The organism is Rhodanobacter sp. C01 (assembly GCF_002001045.1).
Taxonomy (GTDB): Bacteria; Pseudomonadota; Gammaproteobacteria; order Xanthomonadales; family Rhodanobacteraceae; genus Rhodanobacter.
In genome coordinates, this window is the sequence record NZ_MUNR01000014.1 from 659,433 (window position 1) to 684,926 (window position 25,494).

At 61.8% G+C, this 25,494-nt stretch carries 26 protein-coding genes and 1 pseudogene; 13 read left to right on the top strand and 14 right to left on the bottom strand.

Annotation, left to right across the window (positions count from 1 at the left end; translation table 11 throughout):
* Positions 1-137: 137 nt before the first annotated feature.
* Entirely contained in the window at positions 138-800 is a 663-nt protein-coding gene (locus B0E50_RS17160) for a MarC family protein (RefSeq protein WP_077442513.1), read from the top strand.
* Positions 801-990: 190 nt separating this feature from the next.
* Positions 991-1,701 carry a hypothetical protein gene (locus B0E50_RS17165; protein WP_077442514.1) on the top strand — a complete coding sequence of 237 codons (711 nt, stop codon included), beginning with the start codon at positions 991-993 and terminating at the stop codon, positions 1,699-1,701.
* 166 nt (positions 1,702-1,867) lie between these two features.
* Here the strand turns inward: B0E50_RS17165 and B0E50_RS17170 are convergent, their stop codons facing one another.
* Positions 1,868-2,809: a winged helix-turn-helix domain-containing protein gene (locus B0E50_RS17170; RefSeq protein WP_077442515.1), complete on the bottom strand. Its 942-nt coding sequence runs from the start codon at positions 2,807-2,809 to the stop codon at positions 1,868-1,870.
* A gap of 16 nt (positions 2,810-2,825) precedes the next feature.
* Here B0E50_RS17170 and B0E50_RS18235 point away from each other — a divergent pair, with 16 nt between their 5' ends.
* Positions 2,826-3,761, top strand: a complete 936-nt coding sequence (locus B0E50_RS18235; protein ID WP_174575056.1) for a hypothetical protein — start codon at positions 2,826-2,828, stop codon at positions 3,759-3,761.
* 97 nt (positions 3,762-3,858) lie between these two features.
* Positions 3,859-5,208 (top strand): SGNH/GDSL hydrolase family protein, encoded by a 1,350-nt coding sequence (locus B0E50_RS17180; RefSeq protein ID WP_139350916.1) that lies wholly within the window; start codon positions 3,859-3,861, stop codon positions 5,206-5,208.
* 43 nt (positions 5,209-5,251) lie between these two features.
* Here B0E50_RS17180 and B0E50_RS17185 read toward each other — a convergent pair whose 3' ends face one another.
* The 3 genes and pseudogenes from B0E50_RS17185 to B0E50_RS17195 form a co-directional block, all read right to left on the bottom strand.
* Entirely contained in the window at positions 5,252-5,620 is a 369-nt protein-coding gene (locus B0E50_RS17185; RefSeq protein WP_077442516.1) for a hypothetical protein, read from the bottom strand.
* Positions 5,617-5,997, bottom strand: a pseudogene (locus B0E50_RS17190) (polymer-forming cytoskeletal protein); the annotation flags it as partial. The pseudogene B0E50_RS17190 and the gene B0E50_RS17185, both read right to left, overlap by 4 nt.
* 468 nt (positions 5,998-6,465) lie before the next feature.
* A complete protein-coding gene (locus tag B0E50_RS17195) occupies positions 6,466-7,416 on the bottom strand; it encodes an alpha/beta hydrolase (RefSeq protein WP_077442518.1) in 951 nt (316 codons plus the stop codon).
* A gap of 293 nt (positions 7,417-7,709) precedes the next feature.
* On the opposite strand from B0E50_RS17195, the gene B0E50_RS17200 reads away from it, so the two are divergent.
* From B0E50_RS17200 to B0E50_RS17215, 4 genes are all read left to right on the top strand, one after another.
* Complete coding sequence (locus B0E50_RS17200; protein WP_077442519.1) at positions 7,710-8,549, top strand: endonuclease/exonuclease/phosphatase family protein; 840 nt, start codon at positions 7,710-7,712, stop codon at positions 8,547-8,549.
* A gap of 91 nt (positions 8,550-8,640) precedes the next feature.
* Positions 8,641-9,105 (top strand): helix-turn-helix transcriptional regulator, encoded by a 465-nt coding sequence (locus tag B0E50_RS17205; RefSeq protein WP_077442520.1) that lies wholly within the window; start codon positions 8,641-8,643, stop codon positions 9,103-9,105.
* Between the two features lie 29 nt (positions 9,106-9,134).
* Complete coding sequence (locus B0E50_RS17210) at positions 9,135-9,548, top strand: VOC family protein (RefSeq protein ID WP_077442676.1); 414 nt, start codon at positions 9,135-9,137, stop codon at positions 9,546-9,548.
* Positions 9,545-9,955, top strand: coding sequence for a DUF1801 domain-containing protein (locus tag B0E50_RS17215; protein WP_077442521.1), 411 nt, complete (start codon positions 9,545-9,547; stop codon positions 9,953-9,955). The genes B0E50_RS17210 and B0E50_RS17215 overlap by 4 nt, the downstream gene beginning before the upstream one ends.
* A 25-nt stretch (positions 9,956-9,980) precedes the next feature.
* On the opposite strand, the gene B0E50_RS17220 is transcribed toward B0E50_RS17215, so the two are convergent.
* Together B0E50_RS17220 and B0E50_RS17225 are read right to left on the bottom strand one after the other, a co-directional pair.
* Positions 9,981-11,306, bottom strand: coding sequence for an MFS transporter (locus B0E50_RS17220; protein ID WP_077442522.1), 1,326 nt, complete (start codon positions 11,304-11,306; stop codon positions 9,981-9,983).
* A 126-nt stretch (positions 11,307-11,432) separates the two neighbouring features.
* Complete coding sequence (locus tag B0E50_RS17225; RefSeq protein ID WP_077442523.1) at positions 11,433-12,371, bottom strand: LysR substrate-binding domain-containing protein; 939 nt, start codon at positions 12,369-12,371, stop codon at positions 11,433-11,435.
* Between the two features lie 101 nt (positions 12,372-12,472).
* Here B0E50_RS17225 and B0E50_RS17230 point away from each other — a divergent pair, with 101 nt between their 5' ends.
* A complete protein-coding gene (locus B0E50_RS17230) occupies positions 12,473-13,588 on the top strand; it encodes a twin-arginine translocation signal domain-containing protein (RefSeq protein WP_077442524.1) in 1,116 nt (371 codons plus the stop codon).
* 283 nt (positions 13,589-13,871) lie between these two features.
* Here B0E50_RS17230 and B0E50_RS17235 read toward each other — a convergent pair whose 3' ends face one another.
* The gene (locus B0E50_RS17235; RefSeq protein WP_139350917.1) at positions 13,872-14,225 is read right to left on the bottom strand and encodes a hypothetical protein; all 354 of its coding nucleotides are present in this window, start codon (positions 14,223-14,225) and stop codon (positions 13,872-13,874) included.
* 240 nt (positions 14,226-14,465) lie between these two features.
* On the opposite strand from B0E50_RS17235, the gene B0E50_RS17240 reads away from it, so the two are divergent.
* The 3 genes from B0E50_RS17240 to B0E50_RS17250 all read left to right on the top strand — a co-directional run bounded on the left by B0E50_RS17240 (position 14,466) and on the right by B0E50_RS17250 (position 18,471).
* On the top strand, positions 14,466-15,578 hold the full coding sequence (locus B0E50_RS17240) for a histidine kinase (protein WP_077442526.1): 1,113 nt from the start codon (positions 14,466-14,468) through the stop codon (positions 15,576-15,578).
* Complete coding sequence (locus B0E50_RS17245; RefSeq protein ID WP_077442527.1) at positions 15,575-16,363, top strand: response regulator; 789 nt, start codon at positions 15,575-15,577, stop codon at positions 16,361-16,363. The genes B0E50_RS17240 and B0E50_RS17245 overlap by 4 nt, the downstream gene beginning before the upstream one ends.
* A 224-nt stretch (positions 16,364-16,587) precedes the next feature.
* Entirely contained in the window at positions 16,588-18,471 is a 1,884-nt protein-coding gene (locus B0E50_RS17250) for a peptidase M61 (protein ID WP_254427327.1), read from the top strand.
* A gap of 95 nt (positions 18,472-18,566) precedes the next feature.
* On the opposite strand, the gene B0E50_RS17255 is transcribed toward B0E50_RS17250, so the two are convergent.
* The 5 genes from B0E50_RS17255 to B0E50_RS17275 all read right to left on the bottom strand — a co-directional run bounded on the left by B0E50_RS17255 (position 18,567) and on the right by B0E50_RS17275 (position 22,294).
* Positions 18,567-19,130: a peroxiredoxin gene (locus tag B0E50_RS17255; RefSeq protein WP_077442529.1), complete on the bottom strand. Its 564-nt coding sequence runs from the start codon at positions 19,128-19,130 to the stop codon at positions 18,567-18,569.
* 134 nt (positions 19,131-19,264) lie between these two features.
* Complete coding sequence (locus B0E50_RS17260) at positions 19,265-19,504, bottom strand: helix-turn-helix transcriptional regulator (RefSeq protein WP_077442530.1); 240 nt, start codon at positions 19,502-19,504, stop codon at positions 19,265-19,267.
* 4 nt (positions 19,505-19,508) lie between these two features.
* Positions 19,509-19,934: a hypothetical protein gene (locus B0E50_RS17265; protein WP_139350918.1), complete on the bottom strand. Its 426-nt coding sequence runs from the start codon at positions 19,932-19,934 to the stop codon at positions 19,509-19,511.
* A 114-nt stretch (positions 19,935-20,048) separates the two neighbouring features.
* On the bottom strand, positions 20,049-20,891 hold the full coding sequence (locus B0E50_RS17270; protein ID WP_077442532.1) for an SAM-dependent methyltransferase: 843 nt from the start codon (positions 20,889-20,891) through the stop codon (positions 20,049-20,051).
* A 302-nt stretch (positions 20,892-21,193) separates the two neighbouring features.
* Positions 21,194-22,294 carry a hypothetical protein gene (locus B0E50_RS17275; RefSeq protein WP_077442533.1) on the bottom strand — a complete coding sequence of 367 codons (1,101 nt, stop codon included), beginning with the start codon at positions 22,292-22,294 and terminating at the stop codon, positions 21,194-21,196.
* A gap of 461 nt (positions 22,295-22,755) precedes the next feature.
* On the opposite strand from B0E50_RS17275, the gene B0E50_RS17280 reads away from it, so the two are divergent.
* Complete coding sequence (locus tag B0E50_RS17280) at positions 22,756-23,163, top strand: hypothetical protein (RefSeq protein ID WP_077442534.1); 408 nt, start codon at positions 22,756-22,758, stop codon at positions 23,161-23,163.
* A 5-nt stretch (positions 23,164-23,168) separates the two neighbouring features.
* Here B0E50_RS17280 and B0E50_RS17285 read toward each other — a convergent pair whose 3' ends face one another.
* Together B0E50_RS17285 and B0E50_RS17290 are read right to left on the bottom strand one after the other, a co-directional pair.
* On the bottom strand, positions 23,169-24,260 hold the full coding sequence (locus B0E50_RS17285) for a hypothetical protein (protein ID WP_254427328.1): 1,092 nt from the start codon (positions 24,258-24,260) through the stop codon (positions 23,169-23,171).
* A 153-nt stretch (positions 24,261-24,413) separates the two neighbouring features.
* A complete protein-coding gene (locus tag B0E50_RS17290; protein WP_077442535.1) occupies positions 24,414-25,280 on the bottom strand; it encodes a helix-turn-helix transcriptional regulator in 867 nt (288 codons plus the stop codon).
* Positions 25,281-25,494: the final 214 nt, after the last annotated feature.

Genomic DNA, 25,494 nt, shown 5'->3' on the forward strand with positions numbered 1-25,494 from the left:
AATGTTCGCAGGGATTTTGCAACCGCGGTTGCGCGGGAGAATATCTGGGACTAAAGAAGTCATCATCTGCGCCAGCAGACGATACTGGTTTCCTTCCAGCATACTTGAGCGGGTCATCTGGAGCAGGGGCGCTGAACATGACATCCGAGCTGCACACTTTCATCCATTTGCTTTTCATCGGCGTGGTGGCGCTGTTTCCGGTGGTCAATCCGATCGGTACCGCCTTCGTGGTGATGCCTTACTTCGCGCGCCTGGATCGGCCTGGCAAAAAACGCGCGGTGCGCGCGATCACGCTGTATGCGTTTTGCGTCTGCACCGTGACGCTGATTGCGGGACAGTGGATCCTGAAGCTGTTCGGGCTGTCGATTCCCGTGGTGCAGCTGGCTGGCGGCATCATGATCTGCAAGATGGGTTGGGAATTCCTTTCGTCCGACAAGGATTCGAGTGCGGACAGCAGCAGCGACGTGGATGGTGTGAAACCACGCAGCATCGATGATCAGCTGTTTTACCCGCTGACTTTTCCACTGACGACGGGTGCAGGGACGATCTCGGTGCTGCTGACCCTGAGCGCGCATGGCGCGGACACCGATTTGCGCCAGATGCTGTTCAACATGGGGGCGATCATGCTGGCGATCGTGGTGATGTGCGTGCTGGTGTACGTGTTCTTTCTCAACACCCAACGCATCGAACGCTACCTGGGATCTCAGGGCGAGCGGATTTTCAACCGCTTGATCGCCTTCTTCATTTTCTGCGTGGGCCTGCAGATCGCCGTTACGGGCGCCAAGGCGCTGTTTGCCTGAGTCGGCGGCAAGTCAGGACTCTGACCCGCCTTGATCGGTCTCGCGGTCCTGATCGAATGTCGATTTCCCTCTATCTCGTTCGTCGTGGAAGAGGTTGGCTCACTGGTGCTTTGGCCTGAGCGCCATCGGGGTTCGATCCGGAAAGAGTCAGATCTTCGTAAAGCCATCGCGATCAGACGGGGAGAGTGAGATGAAGCAAGATGCCGGCCGCTTAAAGATTGGCGTGATGCTAAGCATGCTTTTAGCTACAGCTGTTGCCGAATGTTCGGCAGCTCAAAATCCACAACATGCCTATCCAAGCATGGCGCCCCTGTCGCAATACCTGATGGGGGACCGCGATGCTGAAATCGCTATGGCGCGAAGCGCGGCGCCCAAGGCAATTTCCGGGGAGGCCACGATCATGGTGCTCGGGCCGCATGGTTATGTCACGGCGGTCCAGGGCAAGAACGGCTTTGTATGCATGGTCGACCGGTCCTGGTCGGCGCAGTTCGATTTCCCGGAATTCTGGAATCCCAAATTGCGTGGTCCCACATGCTTCAATCCGCAGGCGGCACGATCGATCCTGCCGATAACCTACAAGCGGACCGAGCTGGCACTCGCCGGGCAATCGAGCAGTCAGATCATGGAAGGCATCAAGACTGCATTCGCCAGGAAGCAGTTGCCGCCTCTGGAACCCGGCGCGATGTGCTACATGATGTCAAAGCAGGCCTACTTGAATGATGGCGCGGGGCACTGGATGCCTCACCTGATGTTCTACATGCCACTTGAAGCGGATTGGGGTGCCGACCTGCCTGGTTCTCCGATCATGCTGAACCCGCAATTTCAGGTTCCCGAGAAGATAAAAGTATTCATGGTTCCGGCCGGCAAGTGGTCTGACGGAACGCCTGCGCCGGTGATGTAGCAAGACGAGAAAACCCCAAGCCCATCCAACCCGGCCGGGGTCAGGGCCCCTTGCAGACAGGGTTCACGGATGGCTGTCAGTATTCCGCATGCCGGGATTCAATCAAGACGTCACATGACGTGCTGCGGCCATACCAATTTCCATGACCTTCAGGTGTCATGCGCGCTCAGGCGTCTCCGACGCTATAAGGATGCTTCAGCGATGCTTCGAGGGCGTGCATCACCTTGGTCGCGATGTCGCTCTGGACCTGCAGGAGATCCGTAGTGGGGCGGTCATAGGAGTTCGACCACACGACATAGCCATCGTCGGCGCGTATCAGTTGCGCAGTGATGCGCAGGGTGTTGCCGGATTTGCGCACACTACCTTCGAGCACATAGGCGACTCCGAGTTTCTTGGAGACTTCGGCGATCGTCGTCTGCTTGCCCTTGAAATAAAGCGAGGAGGTCAGCGAAGGCACGTGGGTGCCGGGGATCTTGCTGAACGCATCGATCAGCTGTTCCGTCATGCCGTCGGCAAAAGGCTCCTCGTCCATCGCGTCGGTCATATCGCGAAAGGGCAGCACGCCAACACACTTTTCGGCGGCAGGAGCGAACGGACTGGCACCGAACGGATTCACGACCAGATAGAGCACCAGTATCAGGGTCAGCGTCGCCAGGCCACCCATAGCCAGCAAGGTTCGATGCCGTCTCCGCACGACAGGATGAGTCGATGCGTCGGCGCGGTCTTCCATTTCAGCCAGCGGCAATGCCGACATGGTCGGAGAATTGCCGCCGCCAGGCCAACTTTCGACAACCTCGGCCACCATGCGGTAGCCCAGTCGCGGCACCGTGGCGATATAAATCGGCTGCTTGGGATCGTCTCCCAGCGAGCGACGCAGCGACGCCACCGCCTGATATACCGAGTCCGGGGTGACGATGACGCCAGACCAGACCTGATCGAGCAGCTCATCGATGCTCACGACGGCACCGGCATGTCTGGCCAGACACTGAAGTAACCGCATCGCACGGGTGTCCAGCCGGACCACCTCGTCGTCGCGACTGATCTGGCCGGATGCCGGATCGATCAACCATGTGCCAACGCGGAAAATGGTATTTCGAGGTTGATCCATACGGCGGCGGTCGACTATGGCTGAACTTGAGGAGTTTTCAGAGTTTTTCAGCAGAAAATCAGGACGGTTTCAGGACTTCCGCAGCCCATCCCCGGCATTGTCGAGGCAACAGCATCCTCTCGTCGGAGATTACATCATGCGTGAAAGCGGCGGCCATGCTTCAGGTAACCAGCAACCCGTCAGCGTTCGGGAAAGGGCCGTCGCAACGGTGCCTGTGGACGCATTGCATTACAACGCTGACACAGCGGGCCACTTTCGAAAGTTCTTGGGTCGCTTCTTTTATTTGGGTATGTCTCTGCTTGTCGCTGTCGTGGTGATCTTCGGCTTTAGCCATACGATCGGGACGAACCTCCTTCATCCCGACAGGCCGCGGCCCTTGATCCTGCACTTCCATGCGATCGTCTTTTCCGGTTGGGTCGCGCTGTTCATCACGCAGTCCGCCCTGGTGCGGACATCGAGGGTCACTTTGCATCGAAGCCTGGGCATGTTCGGCGCCATGCTCGGTGGACTGCTTCCTTTTCTCGGCATAACGACCGCCGTGGTCATGCAGCACTGGCATGGTTCGCAGGATGGTGCGGGCAATGCGGGGTTGAGCCTTCCCTTCAACGACATGGTGACGTTCTCGATCGCGTTCGGCCTTGCCCTCTACTGGCGCCGGCGACTTGAGTTTCACCGACGCCTGATGCTGATTGCCACCTGCTGCCTGACTGGTGCGGCGTTCGCTCGATTCCCCGAAAACGTGGTGCCTGAGAATGCCTTTTACGCCTGTGTGGACCTGTTGGTTCTGCTGGGTGTAGTACGCGACCTGCTGGTCGCTCGACATGTCCACGTGGTCTATCGCTACGGGCTGCCGTGCATGATCGCCAGCCAGGCGACTGCGCAATACCTGATGCTTGCCGCGCCGTCGCCATGGCTGGCGATAACCCACCGGATCATGCAATGGACCGCATGATTTATCTGATATATGCGCACAGACATCGATATCCGGACGATGCCTGCAGGTGCCCTGTGAGCCCGAATGCCTTCACCCAGTGCCTGGGAGAAAACGGATGATCCGACTGACGGAGTTGCTGCCAATGAGACAAGCTGGAGAAACTTTTTATGGCCGCGTGTTGCGTGCATTAAAGCGACTTGCACTGGTGCTGCTCGTGGTCGGCCCGACGGTGGGCGTCGCTAGCGCCGATGCCTCCCTCCCTGGGGCAGGCTGGATAAGCACCTGGGTCGCTGTCCCGCAACCGCCATTGCCAGGTTCACTAGATCATTACCAGGACCAAAGCCTGCGCCTGATCGTGCATGCCAGCGCAGGTGGGTCGCAGGTTCGCATTCGCCTGTCGAACCTCTATGGCGACGCGCCGCTGACGATCGGGGCTGCACACATCGCCCGTCGCACGAGCGGTGCGGATATCGATCCGGCTCACGATCTCGTGCTAACTTTTGGCGGACGCACATCCGTCGTGATACCGGCGCATGCGACGGTGCTGAGTGATCCCGCGCGGATGGAAATTCCCGCACTGGCAGACCTGTCCGTGAGTCTGTATTTGCCCAAGGGCGTCGCCGCCTCGACTGTCCACATTCTCGCTCAGCAGATCAGCTACGTATCGCGGCCAGGCGACGCCACGGCGGCCGCAAAATTTCCGGTCGCTCGGCGCATCGATATGTGGCCGTTCCTCACCGGCGTGGACGTGGTGGCTACGCCGGGCGCCTTCGCCGTGGTCGCCTTCGGTGACTCCACCGTGGACGGGGACGGTTCCACGGCCGATGCCAACCGACGCTGGCCGGATGTCTTGGCCGCGCGCCTGCAGCAAACCGGCCGGAATGTGGCGGTACTCAACGCGGGACTTATCGGCAATCGCCTTTTGCATGGCAGTCCGGGCGGCGGCACGTTCGGTACGGCGCTGGGTGAGGCAGGGCTCGCGCGTTTCTCCCGTGACGTGCTCGATCAGGCAGGCGCAAAGCTCGTCATTGTGCGTATCGGCAGCAATGACCTCGGTTTCTTGCACGGGTTGGTGCCGTCAGGCGAATCCGTGGATGCCCATGACCTGATCGCCGGCTATCGGCAGCTTGTCAGACTAGCCCACCAACATGGCATGGGCATTATCGGTACCACGATTCCCCCGTTCGAAAACGCGGCCATTCCCGGCTATTCGACGCCTGCGAAGGATGTCATCCGCCGGCAGGTCAACACGTGGATACGCCAGGGTGGCGAATTCGACGCCGTGCTCGATTTCGACCATATTCTGCGCGACCCATCCCATCCCGCACGGCTGCTCCCGGCTTACGACAGCGGTGACCACCTGCACCCCAATGATGCAGGTTATCGGGCTGTGGCTTCCGCACTTCCCCTGGAGACGCTCGACAAACTGAACGGGGGCTCGCCCAAAGCCATGCCGCATGGGTAATCCGAAATCCACGCGACGCAGCTTCAAAAAGTGCGATGCGGTATCAATGCCGCGTACGCTTGCTGCCCGCGCTGGAGGGGTTCATCTCGACGCTCAGAGTGAAGGTGCGTTGTTCGCCAGGTTGCATGGCACCGACGCCAACCAGTTTGCGCGCGATCTCCTCGCCCCGTTCGTTGCGGATGGTCAGCACCATCGAGTACTCCCACGCCTCGCTATCGACGGGGTTGCGAAAGCTTCCTTCCACGCGCAGTGGTACAGACGCGGACGCGGGCGCTGCGCTCGCGCTGGTGGGTTCACTGAATCGCAGCTTGTGTCGACAGGATGGGCACACGGCGGCACTTTCCAGGATGGTCTCCCTGCAGTGCGGACAGGTGCGTGTTGCTCCGGCCGTGCCCGGGTATGCGGTGGTCACGAAACTGTGCCGTTGTTCCCATGGGTCTTGTGCGCGCTGTTGCCGTCCTTCGCGTCGTCCCAGCCGAACTCGGCGTGGCCGCGCATGCGCGAACCGGCTGCCACGCTGAGCGATCCTGCCTTCAGGTCGCCAGTCAGTGCGCCGCTTTGCTGCAATTCCACATGCGCCGCTGATTCGATATTGCCGATCAGTTCGCCTGCGATGGTGACCTTTTCGGCGCGCACGCTGCCGGTCACTTTGGCACCTGGCTCGATGCCGAGGTCGCCAAGCACGTTGACGTCGCCCTTGAAGCTGCCGGCGATGCGCACATGACCTGCGCCTTCGATCTTGCCCTCGATGGTGATGTCGGGCGCGATCAGCGATTCGGCTTTGGGCTTGCCCGGCGCGGGCGTGGAACGGAATGCGGGTTGCACAGATGTTTGCACTTCGGGCTTGATCTCCGGGATGGCGGGGCGCGCCAGGTCCATGGCTTCGGGCGTTTCGGAGGCGGAGGTCTTGACGGGTTCTTTCCACAGGGCCATGGGGGACTCCGGTTCAGTCAGGCGGAGGGTCAGCGTACCCCTCAAACGGCGCGTAAAACGCGGGTCAGGTTCACTTAATTGTGCAAAAGCAGGGTCACGTTCACGTCCTGTTAGCTATTTGCAAGGGGCTTGAGCACGGGTATTGGACGATGATCGCTTGACTAAGATTCGCGCATGGGCAATGACAACGCGTGGCTGGCACGCCGGCACGCCGCAATGCCACGCGGGATGGAAGTGATGAACGGCTCGGGCGGCGTCCGTGCCGTTCATCGTGCGTGACGGGGCCAGCACGATGTTGAAACAGACGCCGGCCCGCTTCGATGCTTATCGCCCCGCAACGGGAATCATGCCGATGGTGCTCAGCCATGCCTCGGCCAGGGCAGGCCAGTGCGTGATCGGATCCGATGTTGGCCGCAGTCCGAACGCATGGCCGCCATGTGCATACAGATGCATCTCCACCGGCACGTGCGCTTTCGCCAGCGCGGTGTAGTAGACCAGCGACTGCTCCACACCATCCACGTAGTCGTCTTCTGCCTGCACCAGAAACGTGGGTGGCGTCTTGCCGGAGACCGGCACATTGGGATTCAACTTGCCATCTTCGGTGGCGAGGTGGCCCGGATAGAGGGGCATGGCAAAATCCGGGCGGCTGCTTCCCTTGTCGGCATCGTCCACGGGTGGATACAGACGGCGCTCGAAATTCGTGCTGATTTCCGCTACCAGGAATCCACCTGCCGAGAACCCGAGCACGCCTACCTTGTGCGGATCGATGTGCCATTGCGTTGCATGAGCGCGCACCAGCCGCATCGTCCGCTGGACATCCTGCAGCGATGGCACCGAGAGGGAAAGATTGTGCGGACGGGAATCGGATTGCCAGACATACGGCACGCTCGGCACGCGGTACTTCAACAGCACGCAGGTGATGCCCCTGGAAGTCAGCCAGTCGCAGACATCGGTGCCTTCGAGGTCGATGGCGAGGATCTGGAATCCGCCTCCTGGGATCACCACGACAGCGGCTCCGGTGTTCTTCCCTTGAGGCGCATAAACCGTCATCGTCGGCTGGGTCACGTTGGTCACTGCCGTCATCGGCAGGCCTCCGATCAGCTTGTCCGGATTATGCGTTTGCGTTTCAGGCCCTGGTACCGGCTGCAGATTGGGCGCTGCGCCGGGCCATATCGGTATTTGCGTGTGTCCGGCGACAGGTTGCCAGACCGTCGTCTTCGCATGCACGCTGCTACCTGCCGCCAGCAGACACAGGGCAATGGCCCATGGCTTCATGACACTTCTCCGTTTGGTGTTCGGCCCAGGTTCGTACGACCAAGGCTGGGAATCAGGTAACCCCTCTTGTCGATCCTGCATGCCGCATCGGGCCTGTTGCAGCGGCTCCGGTGGATTTTTTCGGGCAAGCTTGTTGCAGACGCTTTTTGACGGGCAGAAAATCTACTCCGATCCCGGCGTCCCCCCCGTGTTTCCTGTGTGGGATCAAAGGGAAAACGCGATACCTTTTTCGCGATGGCCTTTCGCGCTAGGCTCAAGTTTCCGATGTCGCGTCCCGCCCGAGGGTGTGTGTGATGAGTCTGCGCCACTGGTCTTCGGTAATTGCTTGCGTGCTGATGCTGGGCATGGCCGCTCCGGCTGTTGCGGCCGATGCACCGCTTCGGATCATGACGTTCAACGTCCGTGTGCCGGTGGACACCGGCATGAATGCCTGGGTGAACCGGCGCGACCTGATGGTAAGCGTGATCAAGGCAGAACATCCGGACCTGCTCGGCACCCAGGAGCTGACCGAGGAGCAGGGCGAGTACATCGCCGCGCACCTTCCTGGCTATGCCTGGTTCGGACAGGGCAGGGAAGGCGGCACGAAGGGTGAGCACATGGGTGTGTTCTATCGTACGGATCGCCTCGAGGTATTGCGGTCTGGCGATTTCTGGCTCTCCGACACGCCGGATGTGCCAGGCAGCATAACCTGGGGCCAGCCGTATCCGCGCATGGTGACCTGGGCGAAGTTTCGCCTGCGCGATGGTGGCGGCACGTTCAATTACTTCAATACGCATTTCCCCTACCGTCCGGAGGATGTCCGCGCGCGGATGCTGAGCGCGAAGGAGATCATGCAGCGGATCGGCAAGCTGCCGTCCACGGCGCGCGTGATCTTGGCCGGGGATTTCAATTGCGGTCCTGACAGCCCGGTATACGCGAAGCTGACTGCAACACTGCACGATGCCTGGACCACGGCGACCTCGCGATCCGGTCCGGAGAAGACGTTCCACAACTTCACGGGCAACCCGGATCAGCGCATCGACTGGATATTGTCTCGTGGCTTCAAGGCCATCACCGTCCAGACGGTCACCACTCACGATGGCGCGCGCTATCCTTCCGATCATTTCCCGGTCGTGGCCGAGCTCGTTCGCTAAAAGGCGTTCGCCAAGCCACGGCCAGCTTGCCCTGGCATCATTCTGCTCCACGCGCCCGAGCATCCTGATGACACGTGGAACGATTTTCCCGATGACCAGCAGTTCCGCCACGACACTGCACCTGCGCGATCTCGCACGGCTGCGCCGTGTGCGCGACCGGATCGATCGGGAATACGCACAGCCGCTGGACGTCGAGGCGCTCGCCCGCGGCGTGCACATGTCGGGTGGGCACCTCAGTCGCCAGTTCAAGCTCGCTTTCGGCGAGTCGCCTTACAGCTATCTGATGACCCGGCGCATCGAGCGTGCGATGGCGCTGCTTCGGCGTGGCGACCTCAGCGTCACCGAGGTCTGCTTCGCGGTCGGCTGCGCATCGCTGGGCACCTTCAGCACACGCTTCAACGAATTGGTTGGTGTATCGCCCGGCGTCTACAGACGCGACGCGGCGTCCGCGACGGTGGGGATGCCATCCTGCGTGGCACGGCAGGTGACGCGACCGATCAGGACACAACTGATCAGGAATGGAGAAGCAGCGGCCCCCGAGTCGGATTTAGCATGACGGCTCCACCTACATCGAGCATGACGGCCATGGATATCAACATACACGCGAGCTTTCTTCCGCAAACCGATCCGGACGCCTCGCTGGCGTTCTATCGCGATACCCTCGGCTTCGAGGTCCGCAATGACGTCGGCTACAACGGGATGCGCTGGATCACGGTCGGGCCGCCCGACCAGCCCGGCACGTCCATCGTGCTGTATCCGCCGACTGCCAGCCCCGGCGTCACCGATGACGAGAAACGCACCATCGTCGAGATGATGGCCAAGGGTACCTACGCCATCATGCTGCTGGCCACGAAGGACCTCGATGCCGCCTTCGAGCGGATCCAGGCCAGCGGTGCCGAGATCGTCGAGGAGCCCACCCAGCAGCCGTATGGCGTTCGCGACTGCGCCGTGCGCGATCCTGCGGGCAACCTGCTGCGCGTGCAGGAGCGGCCATCATGAAGAACGAGAAGATCAGCTCGAAAGAAGCCGGCACTCGCGATGCCCCCTCCAAGCTGATCGACGCGAGGATCAAGGAACTGGGCGATTGGCGGGGCGAGACGCTCGCCCGTGTCCGGGCGCTCATCAAGCAGGCCGTTCCCGACGTGGTCGAGGAATGGAAGTGGCGCGGAGTGCCGGTGTGGTATCACGCCGGCATGATCTGCACCGGCGAGACGTACAAGAATGCCGTGAAGATGACCTTCGCCAAGGGCGCCTCGCTGGAGGACCCTTCAGGCCTCTTCAACTCCAGCCTCGACGGCAACACCCGGCGCGCCATCGACTTTCATGAAGGCGACAAGATCGATGAGAAGGCGTTGAAGGCGCTGATTCGCGCGGCCGTAGCACTGAATACGTCCAAGGCAAGCTAAAGGGGCTGAGACAACTCCTCGTTGATTAAATGTCTCTGATCTCTTTTGAAGCCCGCTCGCGGGCATGGGCTCTGACCAGACCTGGCTGCGTTTCCGGCATGGTCAGCAGCACGGGCATCACGACCAGCGCGACGGCGGCGATCATGGCGCCGGGCACGGCGGTCCATCCGGTCATTCTGACGAACAACTCGGCAAGGAAGGGCGTCAGGCCGCCGAAGATGGCCGTCGCAACGGTCACGCCTAATGCCAGGCCACTGAGTCGGCCTTCGCCGGGAAACTGCTCGGCGGTCGCTGGGGCACCTACCGCGCTCACGCCACCGGCGAGGCAGGCCAGCACGATCGCACCGGCGGCGATGGGCAGCTCGCCGCCGCCAGCCATCAGGCCAAACATCGACAACGGCAGCAGCATGCCGGCGACACCCAGCCAGATCAGCACCGGCTTGCGACCGACCCGGTCGGATAGCGCACCCGCCAGCGGCGTGACCAGGATGACCGCCGCCGAAGCAACGGTAGACAGCCACAGCGAACGGCCTTCGGCGAGGATGCCGGATGAGCTCAGGAAGGCTGGCACGTAGGTGATGCCGACGTAATAAGTGATCGAGCCCAGCGCCGAGATCGCGAAGGTGCGCAGCAGCGCGGGCCGGTGATGGACGAGCGTGTAGCGCAGCGGGGACTCAGGCACGGTGTGCTGCTTCACCTGTCGCAGGAAATCCGGGGATTCCTCCATGGTGGATCGCGCGAACCAGACGCAGCTGGCCAGTGCGGCACCCGCAAAGAACGGAATGCGCCAGCCCCAGGCGTCGAGACGGGTTGCACTCATCGCACCGACGGTCATGGCGGCGAGCGCCACGGCCAGCAGCGCGCCAACCTCGCTGGCGGCGGAGGCCAGCGAGGTGATCAAGCCGCGCCGATCCTCAGGTGCGCCTTCCAGCAGGTAGGCGACGACGCCCGTATATTCGCCGCCGACCGAGAAAGCCATGAAACAGCGCAGCAGCATCAGCAGGCCACCCGACGCCGGCCCGATCGCGGCATAGTCGGGCAGCAGCGCCATCGCGAGCATGGCCAGCGTCATCAGCATCATCGACAACACAAGCGTGCGTTGCCGCCCGATGCGATCGCCGATATGGCCGAATACCATTGCGCCCAGCGGTCGCATGCCGTAGGAAATGGCGAACCCGGCGAGCGTGGTCAGCAATGAGTTGTGGCCGCCACCGAAGAACACCCTCGACAGCACCGTGGCGAAATACAGGTAGAGCGTGAAGTCGTACCACTCCACCACCGTCGACAGCGCCGCGATCACCATGGAGCCACGCGAGACTTCGGGAGCGCTGGGCTTTTCGGTTGAGATCATGCGTGAGCTGCCGGAAGCGAAGAGGTTGTCAGAGACAATGCCTGATGCGTGGTTCTAGAGGGGAACCGTTGCGGTTGTCGCGCCGAACTATCCGGAAAATCCCGACCGGTCCAGCGCCTGCCGTTGTCATGGTTCGACGATGACTGTCCGGCGAATGTAGTGGCGGGCGGCGTCGCGGTCGTCTGACGCTTCGTCGCACAGCCATTCGCGAAAGCTGGCGATCTTGCGGCTGTATTGTCGGGCGATGGGGAAGGTGAACCAGAACGCGCGGCCATCGCTGGCGACGGCATCATGCGCCGGCACCAGTCGGCCGGACTCGATCTCGTTGCGGAACAGGATCGGCGAGCCGATTGCGATGCCGTGGCCGGCGATGGCCGCGGCGATGTCCAGGTATTCGGCGGACAGATGGGTGCCGAAGCGACCGTGCAGGACGACGTCGTCGAAACCTCGTGTGCGGTACCACAGCGCCCACCAGTCGGATCGGCCCAGTAGTGGGACGTCCAGCGGGTGTCGTGGGTCGGCGATGCCCGCGGCGGCGTCTTTCAGTGCCGGTGCGCACAGCGGCATGAAGATGCTGGGCAGCAGTTCGGTCGTGCGCAGGCCGGCCCAGCGGCCGTGGCCGTTGCGGATGGCCGCGTCGAAATGACCGGTACTGAGATCCTGGGCGTCCGGCGACAGTTCGAGGTCGAGCGCGATCTCCGGATGCTTTGCGCGGAAGCGGCCGAGCTTCGGGGTCAGCCAGCTGGTGCCGAGGGTCGGCAGGGTCGTCAGCGACAATCGCGTCTCGTCCACGTCGGCAGCCCGGATGAAGCTGGCACGCAAGGCGGCGAAGGCATTGATGGCTTCGTGTGCGACCAGTTGGCCGGGCTCGGTCAGTTCCACCCGCTGCGGGTGACGCGCGAACAGCCGTACACCGATCTGCTCTTCGAGGCGTCGCACGTGGTAGCTGACCGATGCCGCCGTGGTGTCGAGTTCCTGTGCCGCCCGCGCGAAACTGCCGAGGCGGGCCGCGGCCTCGAACGCGCGGATGGCCAATAAGGACGGGAAGCGGCGTGGGTCGACCATAAGTCTGCCTTATGCTGAGGGTCCACTCTCGCGTGGTCAACCGTGCGCCGCATTCGCCATGATCAGGATCCTGTCCCCGTGGCACCGCAAGGATCCGTCTCATGACTTCCCATCCTCCCACCCCGTTTTCGCGCCGTGCGTTCCTCAGAACCCTGGCGCTGGCCGGCGGGGCCGGCGTACTTGGCCTGCCGGATTGGGTTGGCGCGCGGCCTGATTCGCCCGCAGCGGCAAGCGGCACGGTCATGGAACACGCCGATCACGCGCGCGACTGGGCCTGGCTGGTCGGCAACTGGGACGTGTGGCACCGTCGGTTGAAGGAACGTCTGGTCGGCGACACGCATTGGCAGACATTTGCCGGCCGAAGTGCGTTGTGGCTGACCTTGGGCGAGCTGGGCACGATCGACGACAACGTGATCGAGCTACCCGGCGATCCCTACCGTGGATTGACCATGCGCGCGTTCGACCCAGGCACCGGCAAATGGTCGATCTGGTGGCTCGACGGACGCACCCCGACCCACATCGATCCACCCGTGCTGGGCGGCTTCCACGGCGATACCGGCCTGTTCTTCGGCCACGACACGTTCAAGGGTCGTCCGATCACGATGCGCTTCCGCTGGAGCGACATCCACAGCTCGCGGCCATGGTGGGAGCAGGCGTTCTCCGCCGACGACGGCGCCCGTTGGGAGGTCAACTGGCGCAACTACTTCACGCGCACCTCGGCCATGCCGATCCCGCTGCCCAAGTTGGCGGATGCGCCGCGCGACTTCGATTTCCTGGTCGGATCGTGGAACGTGCGGCACCGTCGCCTACGCCATCGCCTGGTCGGCAACCACGACTGGGACAGCTTCGGCGGTACGCTGGTCAACTGGCCGGTACTGGGCGGGCATGGCAACGTGGGCGACAACGTCATGGCATTGCCCTCCGGTACGGTCCGTGGCATCGGCCTGCGTGCCTTCGACCGCGCGAGCAGGCAGTGGTTGAGCTGGTGGCTCGACAGCAGGACGCCTTCGGTCATCGAGCCGCCCGTGCGTGGCCGCCGCATGGGCGACGTCGCTACCTTCATCGGTGATGACCAACTGGACGGCCGTTCGATCAAGACGCGGGTGGTCTGGTCACGCATCACCGCGCATTCGGCGCGCTGGGAGCAGTCCTGTTCGGCGGACGGCGGTGCGACCTGGGAGTTGAACTGGGTCAGCGACTTCACGCGAACGGCCTGAGATCTATTTCTTTTCAAAGCGAGTGTACTGAAGGCAACTTTCGCAACGTCGTGACAGAGAGGGTAGTGGATTTGCCCGCGTCGGTCCCCGATAAGATCGACTTTGTCCAAACTGCCGAACTTCGCGAGTCATGGGAATGGCCGCGCTGCCCGCTATTGAAAAAGGTGTCAGGGACAATTCCTGACAGCACAGAGACAACTCTTCTGCTGGCCAGAGGGGATGAAGGTGGTTATGTCGAGCGCCGTGCTTGGATCATGTCCATTTGTTTGCGTCGCGGTTTTGCTCATGCGTCCGGATGGTTTCGGACTGCCGTCCTTGGCGTCAGGCGCAGGCCGCTGCTTCGACAGACATCGATGTGCGGAAAGAGCTGGGTGCGTCCACCATGGAAGGTGATGCGGAGGTCGCGCAGACATCCGCCGGCGGGGACATCGAAGGTCATCGACGTCAGGCCGCCCTGCAGCGGCTCGCCGAGTTCGATGTCCTGGAAGGCATCGCGGTCGGCAGGGGCGATGGCAAGCGCAACGACACTGTCAAACGTGGCATTCACCAGATCGAAGTGCCGAGCGGGTCTGCGCACTGCATTGGCGCTGGTCGCCGATGGAACGACGAGCAGATTGCCAAGCGCGACGGCAAACATGCCGATGAGGACGGTGGCACGGGTCGGACTCATGGAGATGCTCCGGTTGAGGTGAGGTGCCCCCAGTGACTCGTGCGCACTCGGTCGGCACCGCGATATGGCCCGATGGTGGCGTCTTGCGAAAGCGGTTCGGGACGAATCGTCGTGACGAGGTGGCGAATCGTAGTGGCATCGCAAATTGCTTTTCAGCGCTGTGCGCTGCACCTAGGATGGCCACTCCAACCCACGGGACATCCCGCGATGATGGTTCGCCTCGGCAACACGCAGATCGGTCTGTTCCGCTATCTCGGTCTGTGGACGGCGGTGGTCGTGCTATTCGGGATGCAGAATTTTGTGGCCGATGCAATGAATGGACGCACGTGGTCGGCGTGGGATTATCTGCGTTGGTCGGGTATCCGCTGGTACACTTGGGCGGCACTGGCGCCGCTGGTGTTCAGGCTCGCCGAACGTTATCCCATATATGGGTCGCTGCGCCTGCGCGACCTTGGCGCACAATTGGTCGCGAGCATGGCGGTTACCTTGCTGGTTTTGGTGATCGGGGCGTTTGTTTCAACCGCGTTTGAGCCCAGTAATTTCGACACGCAACTGCGCTATTTCCTAGGCTTTTATGTCGCTACGGGATTGCTGACTTATTGGGCCTTGTACGCAGTGCAGCGAGCCGTGCAGTTCTACGAGGAGAAAACGCACCGCGAAGTGGAAGCGAGCCGGCTGGCGACGGAGCTAGCACAGTCGCGCCTGCGTGCGCTGAAGTCGCAACTGCAGCCGCATTTCCTTTTCAACACGCTGCACGCGATCGCGACATTGCTGGATGAAGACACGTTATCGGCCGAAGACATGCTGCTGCGCCTGAGTGACTTGCTGCGCGCATTCCTCGAGGACTACGATGGGCAAGAAGTCAGTTTGCGGCGGGAGCTGGTGCTGCTGGATCTCTACCTCGGCATCCAGCGCATCCGTTTCAAGGATCGCCTCACCACGCAGATCTACATCGCCCCGGACACGCTGGATTGCGCTGTGCCCAGCCTGATCCTGCAGCCGATCGTTGAGAACGCCATCGCCCATGGGATCAGCAAGCGGGTCGGCATGGACTGCATAGAGGTAGAAAGCCGGCGCGAGGGCGACACCCTGTGCATCGATGTGCGCAACCGCAACAGCACACTGCAAGCGGGTCCTGCCTCCGCGTCGGGGCATGGCATCGGCCTGTCGAACACCGAATTGCGCCTGCGTGAGCTGTATGGCGATGTTGCGCAGGTGCGCCTGGACATGATCTGGCCCGAGGGTGTGGTCTGCCGGCTTCGCCTGCCGTTTCGCGAGATCGGCGAACAGGACGATGCACCCGAGGTCGCGTCCGCATGAACATTGCGACCCTGGTCGTGGACGACGAGCCGATCGCGCGCCATGCCATCATGCGCCTGCTGCGCGACGACCCCGACATCGAGCTGCTAGCCGAGTGTGGTGATGGCCTGTCGGCAGTCGCGGCGATACGCAGCCAGTCGCCGGACCTGGTCTTTCTCGACATCCAGATGCCTGCGATGAGCGGCATCGACGTGGTGGCGACCATTGGCGCAGAGCGCATGCCGGCGACGGTGTTTGTCACCGCCTTCGAGCAATACGCGGTGCGGGCGTTCGAGGCAAACGCGGTGGATTACCTGGTGAAGCCGTTCAGTCGGGAGCGCTTCGCGAACACGCTGCGGCGCGTGAAGGCGCGGTTGTCCACTGGCGAGAGCGTAAGCAGTGGCGGCTCCGCGCAAATCCTGCAGGCGCTCGACGCCTTGCGCCAGCGCGATGACTACATCCAGCGCATTCCCGTGCGCAGCGACGAGCACATCAGCTTCATCGACGTCGACCACATCGTGTGGATCAAGGCCAGCGGCAACACCGTGCAGATTCATCTGGCCGATGGTGTCCACGAACTGCGCGAGACCATGAGCGCACTCGCCGCGCGACTCGACCCGCGGCATTTTGCACGCGTCCATCGCTCAGCCATCATCAACATACGCCGGATCCAAGCCATCCATCCGTGGTTCAACGGCCATCACGTGGTCACGATGGATACCGGCCAGAAACTGCGCATGAGCCGCTACCAGCACGAAACCTTCCTTCGTCTGGTCTCGGCCAGCGGCGGCAGGCGTGTGGAATAGGGGCACGGCTGCGAACAGTGAGGCGCAGCGTCATTTCGCCGTGGCCGGGTTTCTTGCCCGCGCTCTGGAATAGAACAAATCGGGCTACATGGCTTGCGCAGCGATGTTAAATTGTGCGAATTCCCTGGGTCTGTCTGTCGGAGTTCATCATGTCCCTTGCCTGTCCCTCCCGGTCGCCGTCTGACGCGCGCCACACGCTTGTACGTCTTGCTGTAGTCATATCGATGGCCTTCGCGACAGGAGCCGTATGCGCGCAGGAACCGCGAACCGACCAGGTGCCTCCGCCACAAGACACGCCCTATGTCGGCACGATCCCGATCCATGTCGATGCCAGCGATACGACGCAGGGCATTTTCCGCGTCCATGAAACGATTCCGGTGAGGGCGGGTGCGTTGACGCTGTTGTACCCGCAGTGGATTCCGGGCGATCACTCGCCGACGGGACCTATCGCCATGCTCGCTGGCCTCGAGCTCCGCGCCAACGGCAAGCGGCTGATGTGGAAACGCGACAAGTACAACGTGTACGCATTCCATCTCGACGTGCCTGCAGGCGTCTCCACGCTCGACGTGGCATTCCAGTATCTGTCGGGACGCACCGAGAACCAGGGCTTCGACATCACCGACCGCATGATGGACATGGAATGGAGCAAGGTATCGTTGTATCCGGCCGGCTATTTCTCGCGCGGCATCACCTTCGCGCCGAGCGTGACGCTGGCGCATGGCTGGCAGCTCGGCACCGCATTGGAGACGGCCTCGCAATCGGGCGACACCACCACCTTCAAGCCGGTGACGTTAAACAACCTGGTCGATTCGCCGATCTACGCGGGCCAATACTTCAAACGGGTCGATCTCAATCCGGGCGGTGACGCGCCGGTGCACCTGAACCTCGTCGCCGACGCGCCGAAGTACCTGGAGATGACGCCCGAACAGTTGAAGGTGCATCGTGCGCTGGTGACGCAGGCAGTGAAGCTGTTCGGCTCGCACCATTACGACCACTACGACTTCCTCTTCTCGCTGTCGGATGTGCTGGATGGCAACGGCACCGAGCATCACCAATCCAGTGAAGACGGCATGGGCGCCGACTACTTCACTGCCTGGAGCGAAAACTCCCCGGGTCGCGACCTGCTGGCCCACGAGTACACGCATTCGTGGAACGGCAAATTCCGCCGCCCGGCTGATTTGTGGACGCCCAACTTCAATGTGCCGATGGGAGATTCGCTGCTGTGGGTGTACGAGGGACAGACGCAATACTGGGGTTACATACTGACCGCGCGTGCCGGCATGTGGACGGCGCAGGAGTTCCGCGACGCGCTGGCGATGGAGGCGGCCAATTACAGCCGCAACCGCGAAGGCTTCCAGTGGCGCACGCTGGAAGACACCACCAATGATGCGACTGCTGCCCGCCGCTCCAGCCTGCCGTACCGCAGCTGGCAGATGAGCGAGGATTACTACAGTGGTGGCCAGATGATGTGGCTGGAAGTGGACGCCAAGCTGCGCGCACTGACGCATGACCAGAAGTCGCTGGACGATTTTGCGCGCACGTTCTTCGGTGTCGACAATGGCAGTTACGTCACCAAGACCTACACCTTTGACGATGTGGTGGCGGCCCTGAACGGCGTGGCTGCATACGACTGGGCGAGTTTCCTGCACGCGCGTGTCGATGCGCTCAATCCACCGCTGGAGAACGGCATCGCGGCGACCGGCTGGAAGCTGGTCTACACCGATCAGGAAAGCGGGTACGAAAAGCAGTACAACACCCGGCCGGAACCGTCCCGCCATCTGTACAACTTTGCCTGGTCGATCGGCTTGACGATGACCGACAAGGGCGAGGTCAACGACGTGCGCTGGGATGGGCCGGCATTCAAGGCCGGCGTCAGCAGCGGCGCCACCTTGGTTGCGGTGAATGGGCAAGACTATTCGAGCGATGTGCTGAAGAGCGCGATTGCGGCGGCCAAGGACAGCAAGACGCCGATCCAGTTGCTGCTCAAGTATCAGGGTGGGTACCGCACGGTACCGGTGGATTACCACGGTGGCCTGCAGTACCCGCATCTGGTGCGCGTTGAAGGTACGCCGGACTACCTGAGCGAGATCATCGCGCCGCGCAAGTAGGGCGAATCCGGTAGCGAAATCACCAGAGCAGTACAGAGGTCACCTCTCGAAGAAGTGACCTCTGCGTGGTTCCCGTTCTTTCATCGGACTCGCGATTACTTCGCAGTGCTGTCCGGTCGCTCGAGCGCCTTCACCGCATTGAGCGTCTCTTCGACATGCTTGGTGGGACTGAGGCTGGAATAGACATAGGTGATTTTCCCGGACGGGGCGATCACGTACGAGGTACGGTCCGACCAGCCCGGCTTCATCATGAGCAGCGCGTCATATTGCTTGGCGATCTTCGCGCCTTCGTCGGCGGCGACCGGGAACTTGCCGCTGCAGTGATCAGCTTCCTTCGAGAACGCGGCCAGCTGGTCGAGGTTGCCGGCGGTGACGCCGATAACGGTGGCATGTGCTGCCGTGAATTGAGGAATAGCCTCGGAGAACAGGTGCGCCTCGACGTTGCATCCCGAGGTGTGCGGTGCAGGGAAGAAGTAGACCACCACCGGTCCTTTCTTCAGCGCATCAGCGAGCTTGAACGTGAAGGGCTGGCCCGCGAGATAGGCGGGCGCAGTGAAATCAGGCGCCTGGGTGCCTTCCTTCAGTGCGGCAAACGCCGGGGTGGCGAGCGTGGCGGTACCGACGAGGGCGACGGCTGCAAACTTCAGCAATGACTTCATGGGTGTGGCTCCTGGGGAGACGGATGGGTCAGCCTGTTTATACGCCAGAAGTGTCTGGACGGATGCTGCCTGCACGAGACCATATCAAAGCAAGCGCTCTCGCTTGTGCTGGATCGGAAGAGGCCGTGGAGCATCTAGCTGATGTCGGAGCTCGTGGTTTGCGTTCCCTGATCCCCGCCTGGCTGCCAGTGGAACACTTCGTCGACCCGCTTGCCGAAGAGATGGGCGATGCGGAAAGCGACGTCCAGCGACGGCGAATAGCGCCCCTGTTCGATCGCGGCGATAGTCTGGCGCGTGAGGCCGACGCGCCGGCCCAACTCGGCCTGCGTCATGTCCTGCGCGAGGAAGCGCAGAAGGCGGACCTCGTTGGTCATCGTTTCAGTGGGCAAGACGTGGCTGCCGGTAGCCGATCAGGATCAGTGCATAGCGCGCCGTCTCGGTCAGCACGATGAAGAACAGTGCGGCGTTGACGAGCTCCCACCCACTATTGTTGAACGGCATGACCATGCCGACCACGATCATGCCCGTCAGCAGGATGAAATAAGCCGTACGGGTCGCGCGCCCGTCGATGGTGCGGTCGCGTTCGTCTTGGAGGAGCGGCTCGTCAGCTTCATGCCGCTTGATCATCAGCAGGCCGCAGATATAAGCCACGGCATGGAAACTGGCCACCACGGCCAGGCAACCGATGCGTTCCAGCATGGTCGGCTGCAGGTACGGAAGCCCGATCTGGGCCACGAAGTAGATGCAGTAGACGGGACACATGCTCCACAAGGCGAGCCACGCGCGCTTTTGAAGTGATGACATGATTCGACTCGTGAGTTAAACAATGTGCACTCAATGTAAAATATATATAACATCATGTCAAGTAATTTAACCAAATGAGTCGGCGGCTGGCCGCCTCGGTCCGTGGGCCTTTGTCTAGCACCGTGTCGCCAGTACGCCGTCCAGCGCCAGTTGCGCCTTGAAGCCGGCTTTGTCCAGCCGTTTTTCCACCTCGCGCGGGACATCGCGCCCGCTGGTGAGCTTGTTCGGGCTGCCGGTGTAGTGAAACAGGCGTCCACCCCGGCGCAGCACGCGCGCAAACTGGTCGTAGAGCGCCTGCGAGTACAGCTCGCCGGCGATGCCGAAGCGTGGCGGGTCGTGCAGCAGCGCGTCCACTGAGGCGTCGGCGATCTGTGCGATTGCCTGCGACACGTCGGCATGGGCGAGCTGCAGGCGCCCACCACTGGCGGTTGCATCGGGGTCAGGTGACCATGGGTTGAGCGTGCGCAGCCACAGCACGTCGGCGTTCTTCTCGAACGAGTGGATGCGCGTCACACCGGCCTCCAGACAGCAGGCTGCGAAGTAGCCCAGACCACCGCAAGTATCAAGCACCACCTTGCCGCGCGGCTCGACCAGCGCCACCTTGCGGCGTGCATCCTCGAACGGCGATTCCTTCGAGGTAGGCAGCATCTTGATGCCGTCGATCTCGAAGGTGGGCGCGCCCCACTCGGTCGGTATCAGCTTGATCAGCGAGCCGGCATAGCGCGACACCGGCGCGAACTCGTTGCCGTCCCAGTAGTAAATCGTGCGGTCTTTCAGCGCGTGCGGGTACGGATAGTGCCGACCTCGCCACTGCCAGGCATCCGCCTGCAGCTGCGTGTCGCCTTTCGAGCGGGCCAAGTCCAGCGAGCCGAGCCATTCGCCCATACCGGCATCGCGTGCGGCCAGCAGCGCCTCGGCAATCGGGCGCGTGAGCAGGGGGCCGGAATAGTGCGGCATGACGGGCAATCTCCTGGAGCAGCGGCCGCAGACTGCAACGCGACGAAGGGGCGGCATCGTAACCCACTGCGTGGCCGGAGTCGTCGAATTGGCAGGTTTCGAACGTGAGGTCGTGGCTGGCATCGGCCGCTGTCGGGCGTACGCGCCGCTAATCTGCGTGGCCGGGAAAAAGGTGCGACAGGAAGTAACTCTGGCTCGACTTATCCGCGCTGCTCGGCATCGGAACAAACGCCGAGGGGCAAACAAGCCCCTCGGCTTCCACTCTTGTCAGCCAGATTTCAGCTTACGGCGATCTGGTGTAATCAGTTCGACTCGGTGAACTGAATCGATGGCGATGATCCGCCCGTAGCGGTGCAACTGCCCAGATTCAAGTTGTTGCTCTCACCAGTTGAGCCGGCGTTCGCGGCGCAGGTCGGCGTGGCGGTGCTGCCGTCACTTACGGCCAGCTTCACCGTGATCGATGACCCGGAGTTGAACTCGGCTTCCGACCCACCTGCGTTGCCGACGACGTTGAACTCCGTCTGGTCCCATACGCTCGCGAGATCCAGCACGCTGTCCTTCGCGTTCAGCGTGTAGGCCGTGGTGCCATTGGTAAACACCACGGTGTCATTGCCGCCAGTTGTTGCGCTACCGGAAATCTTGAGGTTGGCCAGCTGGGTGGCCGGTACGTCCGGTGCCGTTACGGCGGAGCTGTTCTTGTAACAATCACCGGCGCCGTCGCTACCGAATCCACTCGGGCAGCTGGTACCGCCGTAGCCGATCAGCCAGTACTGGATGAAAACGGCCGCCTTGCCCTTGGTGCTGTAGTCCGGGGAATAGATGAATTGTTGCCAGACCGTGCAGCCCGAATGACTTTTGCACGCGCTGGTGGTCTTGTTGTAATTCGAATTTACCTGGAGCGTGTATTCGTTTGCTCCAAGAATGCCGCCACCGCCGAATGCCGCAACGCCGACGCTCTTTTCAGAGGTTACGCCGGTGACCGATGGAAAGGTTCCGGTGGCGCTGCCGATCAATCCGGAAACCTCAATGGCATAGTCATTGCCATTGCCCGTGGTCTGCGTACCGCCAGTAGCTGCTGTCTCCCAAAGCTTCGTCAAGGCATCCTTATGCCGCGGCAGTGGGTGGGAAAATGGCTGTACCTGGGTGCAAGCCACTTGTTTCCATAGGATGCTGGGAAACGTGGCCTGGAAACAGCCTTCCGAAGGTGCTGCCATACGGACCATGTCTTCGTGCCAGCTTTGAATGGCCTGAGCCTGCACCATCGAAGGGACTTGTGCCTGATCAGCGCCGTTCTCGACAGCAGGTGCAGCAAAAGCCGATGGAAGCCACGCGGCACCAACCAGACTTGCAACGATTGCGATCTTGAGCAGTTGACGCGAGCAAGAAATCTTCTTGGATTGCATTGATGTTCCCCATTGGTAGCTAAAGTGTTGTGGTCGTAGTACTTGGATTATCCAAGTACACCGTTATTCCCAAAACAAAATAGAGCCCGGAGCCCCTATCTCCGTATCACCATGCGACGGTGACCGCCGTACGCTAGCGGTTATCGTGACCATTGGATAGCTGTAAGTTATTGCATGCCATTTCAATTAAAGACGGACTTAAAGGGGTAGTGGCAATCAAATGAACTGCCCGTTCCTGGCCGTAGATGCGCGGCCGCCTCCGACTTTGTCCATTCCGAATGGAAACCGTGATCGGGGTCCACTTTCTAGAGAAAAATTTGGACGAAGATAACAGGCTAGTTAAATCCTCTAGCCGGCATCCAAAATGCAAAATGGGGGCAGATATCCCCTTTTTCGTTGAACGACACAGGCCTATGCTGTAGCGACGGCGGCGAATGCCGCGTTACATCCGGAGATGTGTCATGGCGAAGAAATTCATTCGGCGGTTACCGGTGCTTCTGCTGATGCTCGCACTGCCCGTAGCTGCGCAGGCGGCGGATTCGCACGATGCGGCATCGAAGCAGGCCGCGACGGCCAGCGCACACGCCGGCATGGCGCTTGGCGCCGCAGATCTGAAGACGGCGCATACGCATCTGCACCACGTCATCAACTGTCTGGTCGGGCCGTCAGGAAAGGGTTTCGATGCCGATGCCGGGAATCCCTGCCAGGGCATGGGGCAGGGCGCGATCGTCGATGCCAGAGGCGATGCCGCCGCCGAGTCCAGGCTGCACTCGGCGCTGCTCCGGGCCGAGCATGGCGTGAAGGCCACGACGCTGGATGGTGCGCATGCGGATGCGCAGCAGGCCTTGGACAACCTGCAGGCGAAATAGAGCTTTCACTGGAGCGGCCACGGCGCGGCACGCCAGCAGGCCTGGTAATACTCCCTGAGGGTGCTTCGTACGGGACCAAGTGCGAAGCTGAAGCCGTATCGGAATGCGCTGGTGCGGCCACCGACCCAGGCGCCGACGGAGCGTGCAAAAAGCAGTTTGACCAACTGAGTCGGTGGATAGGGCCGGGTGATCATGACCGACTCGCTGGCGACACGGGCGCCGTCGCGCTGCTGCGTCAGCGTCTCCTCCCCGTTGATCTCGAAATAGGACCGCGTTCCGCGTGCCACGATTTCTTCCGCGCGCGCTGCACCGACGAGGTCGTATGCGGTGAGCGTCACGCCGCCGGGCCCGCACTGGAGCGTGATCCGGTGCTCGCCTTGGCGGTCGACCTGACTGAGTACCAGGTGAGGCGTCTGGGGCGACGGCTGATACTTTGCCATGAGTGGAAGGCGTCCATTGTTGGCAAGCCCCGTGGAGAGCATCTGGTCGGCAGTGAGCCACACCACGTCATCGCGTGATGCTGTCGATGCCGACGCAAACCCATCGAGGTTGATGCCCATGTCCTTCAGATACGCAGCAACCTCATCCGGAGATGGTCGTATGGGGCCAGGAGCGTCTGTTTTCGGGTCCATCACGAGATGCGCGGGCAGACCGATACGGTCGCTACCCGTGGGTGCCCACCGATAAAGGCCGCCCAGATACGCATAGCTGCATGCTCCCGTGCAGATGGCCGTCTTGACCACGTATGCCGACGAGTGGCTGCGTCGTGGCGTGCCCAGGTGAGTCACCATCGAGCCGGTGCGGAACAGCCTCCCCAGCGCCATGCCGGCGCCCAGGTCGCCGTCCGACGAGTTCAGGTAGATGTCGGACCCGGCGGGAATCTTTCCCGACCGCATCAGTGTCTCGAATCGTTGCGGCGCCCCCGCGTCGATGACGCCATAAAGATAAACCTGCGGAACCTTGGTGACGGCGAGGGTCAGGCGATCATTGTTGACCTGCATGGATAGCGTGTCGGCGCGTGCCCCCACATTTTCAGCGTGCTTCCTGACGTCGCGGGCGTGGACCTTCGGCGCCGATCCGATGCAGATGGCCAGCAACAGGGCAACCCACAGAGGATAGGGTCTCCATCTTTCGTGGCCAGCAGAATGTTCGTCAGCGTTGCCGTATCGCACTGCAGGTCCTGAAGTTCAAATCGTGCAGTGTCCATGTTTCAGATGTCCTGCAGGTGAATATCGCGGCCACATGAGTTCTCAGGTCCCGTCTTGCAGGGTATTACGCTCATCGCCCCGGGTTGCGCCTTCGATCAGTGCCCGCACGCCCGCCCTGTCCCTGGCCGTCACCGGGTTGTAGATCACCATGCCAAGATGTGGCTTGCCGTCGACCGCGAAAGCCGAGTATTCCAGCGTGATCAGTCCCAGCGTCGGGTGCTGAATGAGCTTGGTGCCTTCGCCATGCGTGCTGACGTCATGTTCGAGCCACATGGCCGTAAATTCCGGACTGACCTGGCTCAGTTCGTCGATCAGCGCTCTCGTGCGAACGCCGGCGCCATGCTTGGCGGTTTCGGTGCGAAAGGTCGCGACGACAAAGCGTGCCACGTTTTCCCAGTCGAGCATCTTCTCCCGCACGTGTGGTTGGCAGAAGACCAGGCGAAGCATGTTGCGCTGCCCTTCGGGTAGCACCAGAAGGCCAGCCAGCAACACTTCGGCGGCACGATTCCATGCGATGACATCCCAGTCCGGCGTTTTCACATAGGCCGGGCTGAACTCCAGCGTGTCCAGGATCCGTTGCAGTGGTGGCGTGACTTCCAGAGACTGTTGATGCTGGACCTCGGGTGGTCTGTTCTGGGCAAGCAGGAAGAGATGCTCGCGTTCCACGTCGGTCAGGGCGAGCGCGCTGGCGAGCCGGTCGAGCACGTCGGCCGATGGCGCACCGCCACGCCCCTGCTCGAGCCACGTATACCAGGTGACGCTGACGTTGGCGCGCTGCGCCACCTCTTCGCGGCGCAGGCCGGGCGTGCGCCTGCGAGTAGTGGGATAGCCAAGGCGTGCGGCGTCCAGCCTGGTGCGGCGGTCTTTCAGATACTGCCCAAGTGGATTGTCATCGTGCACGGTGGCCATGCTTTGCCTGCGGATGTTCAAGCCCGTATGACGTCACGATTATCTGTCGATCGGGAGACCCACATATTGCATCAAACCATCGAAGGAGGATGTTCACGCAGAGGCCGCACTTGCTTGCTGACATGCGTGACAGCGGGTACTTCGCATGAGTCGGGCAACGAATATCCAAAGGATTCGACCAGCCGGAACCAGTGCTTTCGATGACCTTGGCCAA

What these genes read in the sequence shown, in the direction of transcription:
- B0E50_RS17160 (WP_077442513.1), top strand. Translation starts at nt 138, where the DNA reads ATGACATCCGAGCTGCACACTTTCATCCATTTGCTTTTCATCGGCGTG.
- B0E50_RS17165 (WP_077442514.1), top strand. Translation starts at nt 991, where the DNA reads ATGAAGCAAGATGCCGGCCGCTTAAAGATTGGCGTGATGCTAAGCATG.
- B0E50_RS17170 (WP_077442515.1), bottom strand. Translation starts at nt 2,809, where the DNA reads ATGGATCAACCTCGAAATACCATTTTCCGCGTTGGCACATGGTTGATC.
- B0E50_RS18235 (WP_174575056.1), top strand. Translation starts at nt 2,826, where the DNA reads ATGGCTGAACTTGAGGAGTTTTCAGAGTTTTTCAGCAGAAAATCAGGA.
- B0E50_RS17180 (WP_139350916.1), top strand. Translation starts at nt 3,859, where the DNA reads ATGATCCGACTGACGGAGTTGCTGCCAATGAGACAAGCTGGAGAAACT.
- B0E50_RS17195 (WP_077442518.1), bottom strand. Translation starts at nt 7,416, where the DNA reads ATGAAGCCATGGGCCATTGCCCTGTGTCTGCTGGCGGCAGGTAGCAGC.
- B0E50_RS17200 (WP_077442519.1), top strand. Translation starts at nt 7,710, where the DNA reads ATGAGTCTGCGCCACTGGTCTTCGGTAATTGCTTGCGTGCTGATGCTG.
- B0E50_RS17205 (WP_077442520.1), top strand. Translation starts at nt 8,641, where the DNA reads ATGACCAGCAGTTCCGCCACGACACTGCACCTGCGCGATCTCGCACGG.
- B0E50_RS17210 (WP_077442676.1), top strand. Translation starts at nt 9,135, where the DNA reads ATGGATATCAACATACACGCGAGCTTTCTTCCGCAAACCGATCCGGAC.
- B0E50_RS17215 (WP_077442521.1), top strand. Translation starts at nt 9,545, where the DNA reads ATGAAGAACGAGAAGATCAGCTCGAAAGAAGCCGGCACTCGCGATGCC.
- B0E50_RS17220 (WP_077442522.1), bottom strand. Translation starts at nt 11,306, where the DNA reads ATGATCTCAACCGAAAAGCCCAGCGCTCCCGAAGTCTCGCGTGGCTCC.
- B0E50_RS17225 (WP_077442523.1), bottom strand. Translation starts at nt 12,371, where the DNA reads ATGGTCGACCCACGCCGCTTCCCGTCCTTATTGGCCATCCGCGCGTTC.
- B0E50_RS17230 (WP_077442524.1), top strand. Translation starts at nt 12,473, where the DNA reads ATGACTTCCCATCCTCCCACCCCGTTTTCGCGCCGTGCGTTCCTCAGA.
- B0E50_RS17235 (WP_139350917.1), bottom strand. Translation starts at nt 14,225, where the DNA reads ATGTTTGCCGTCGCGCTTGGCAATCTGCTCGTCGTTCCATCGGCGACC.
- B0E50_RS17240 (WP_077442526.1), top strand. Translation starts at nt 14,466, where the DNA reads ATGATGGTTCGCCTCGGCAACACGCAGATCGGTCTGTTCCGCTATCTC.
- B0E50_RS17245 (WP_077442527.1), top strand. Translation starts at nt 15,575, where the DNA reads ATGAACATTGCGACCCTGGTCGTGGACGACGAGCCGATCGCGCGCCAT.
- B0E50_RS17250 (WP_254427327.1), top strand. Translation starts at nt 16,588, where the DNA reads ATGGCCTTCGCGACAGGAGCCGTATGCGCGCAGGAACCGCGAACCGAC.
- B0E50_RS17255 (WP_077442529.1), bottom strand. Translation starts at nt 19,130, where the DNA reads ATGAAGTCATTGCTGAAGTTTGCAGCCGTCGCCCTCGTCGGTACCGCC.
- B0E50_RS17260 (WP_077442530.1), bottom strand. Translation starts at nt 19,504, where the DNA reads ATGACCAACGAGGTCCGCCTTCTGCGCTTCCTCGCGCAGGACATGACG.
- B0E50_RS17265 (WP_139350918.1), bottom strand. Translation starts at nt 19,934, where the DNA reads ATGTCATCACTTCAAAAGCGCGCGTGGCTCGCCTTGTGGAGCATGTGT.
- B0E50_RS17270 (WP_077442532.1), bottom strand. Translation starts at nt 20,891, where the DNA reads ATGCCGCACTATTCCGGCCCCCTGCTCACGCGCCCGATTGCCGAGGCG.
- B0E50_RS17275 (WP_077442533.1), bottom strand. Translation starts at nt 22,294, where the DNA reads ATGCAATCCAAGAAGATTTCTTGCTCGCGTCAACTGCTCAAGATCGCA.
- B0E50_RS17280 (WP_077442534.1), top strand. Translation starts at nt 22,756, where the DNA reads ATGGCGAAGAAATTCATTCGGCGGTTACCGGTGCTTCTGCTGATGCTC.
- B0E50_RS17290 (WP_077442535.1), bottom strand. Translation starts at nt 25,280, where the DNA reads ATGGCCACCGTGCACGATGACAATCCACTTGGGCAGTATCTGAAAGAC.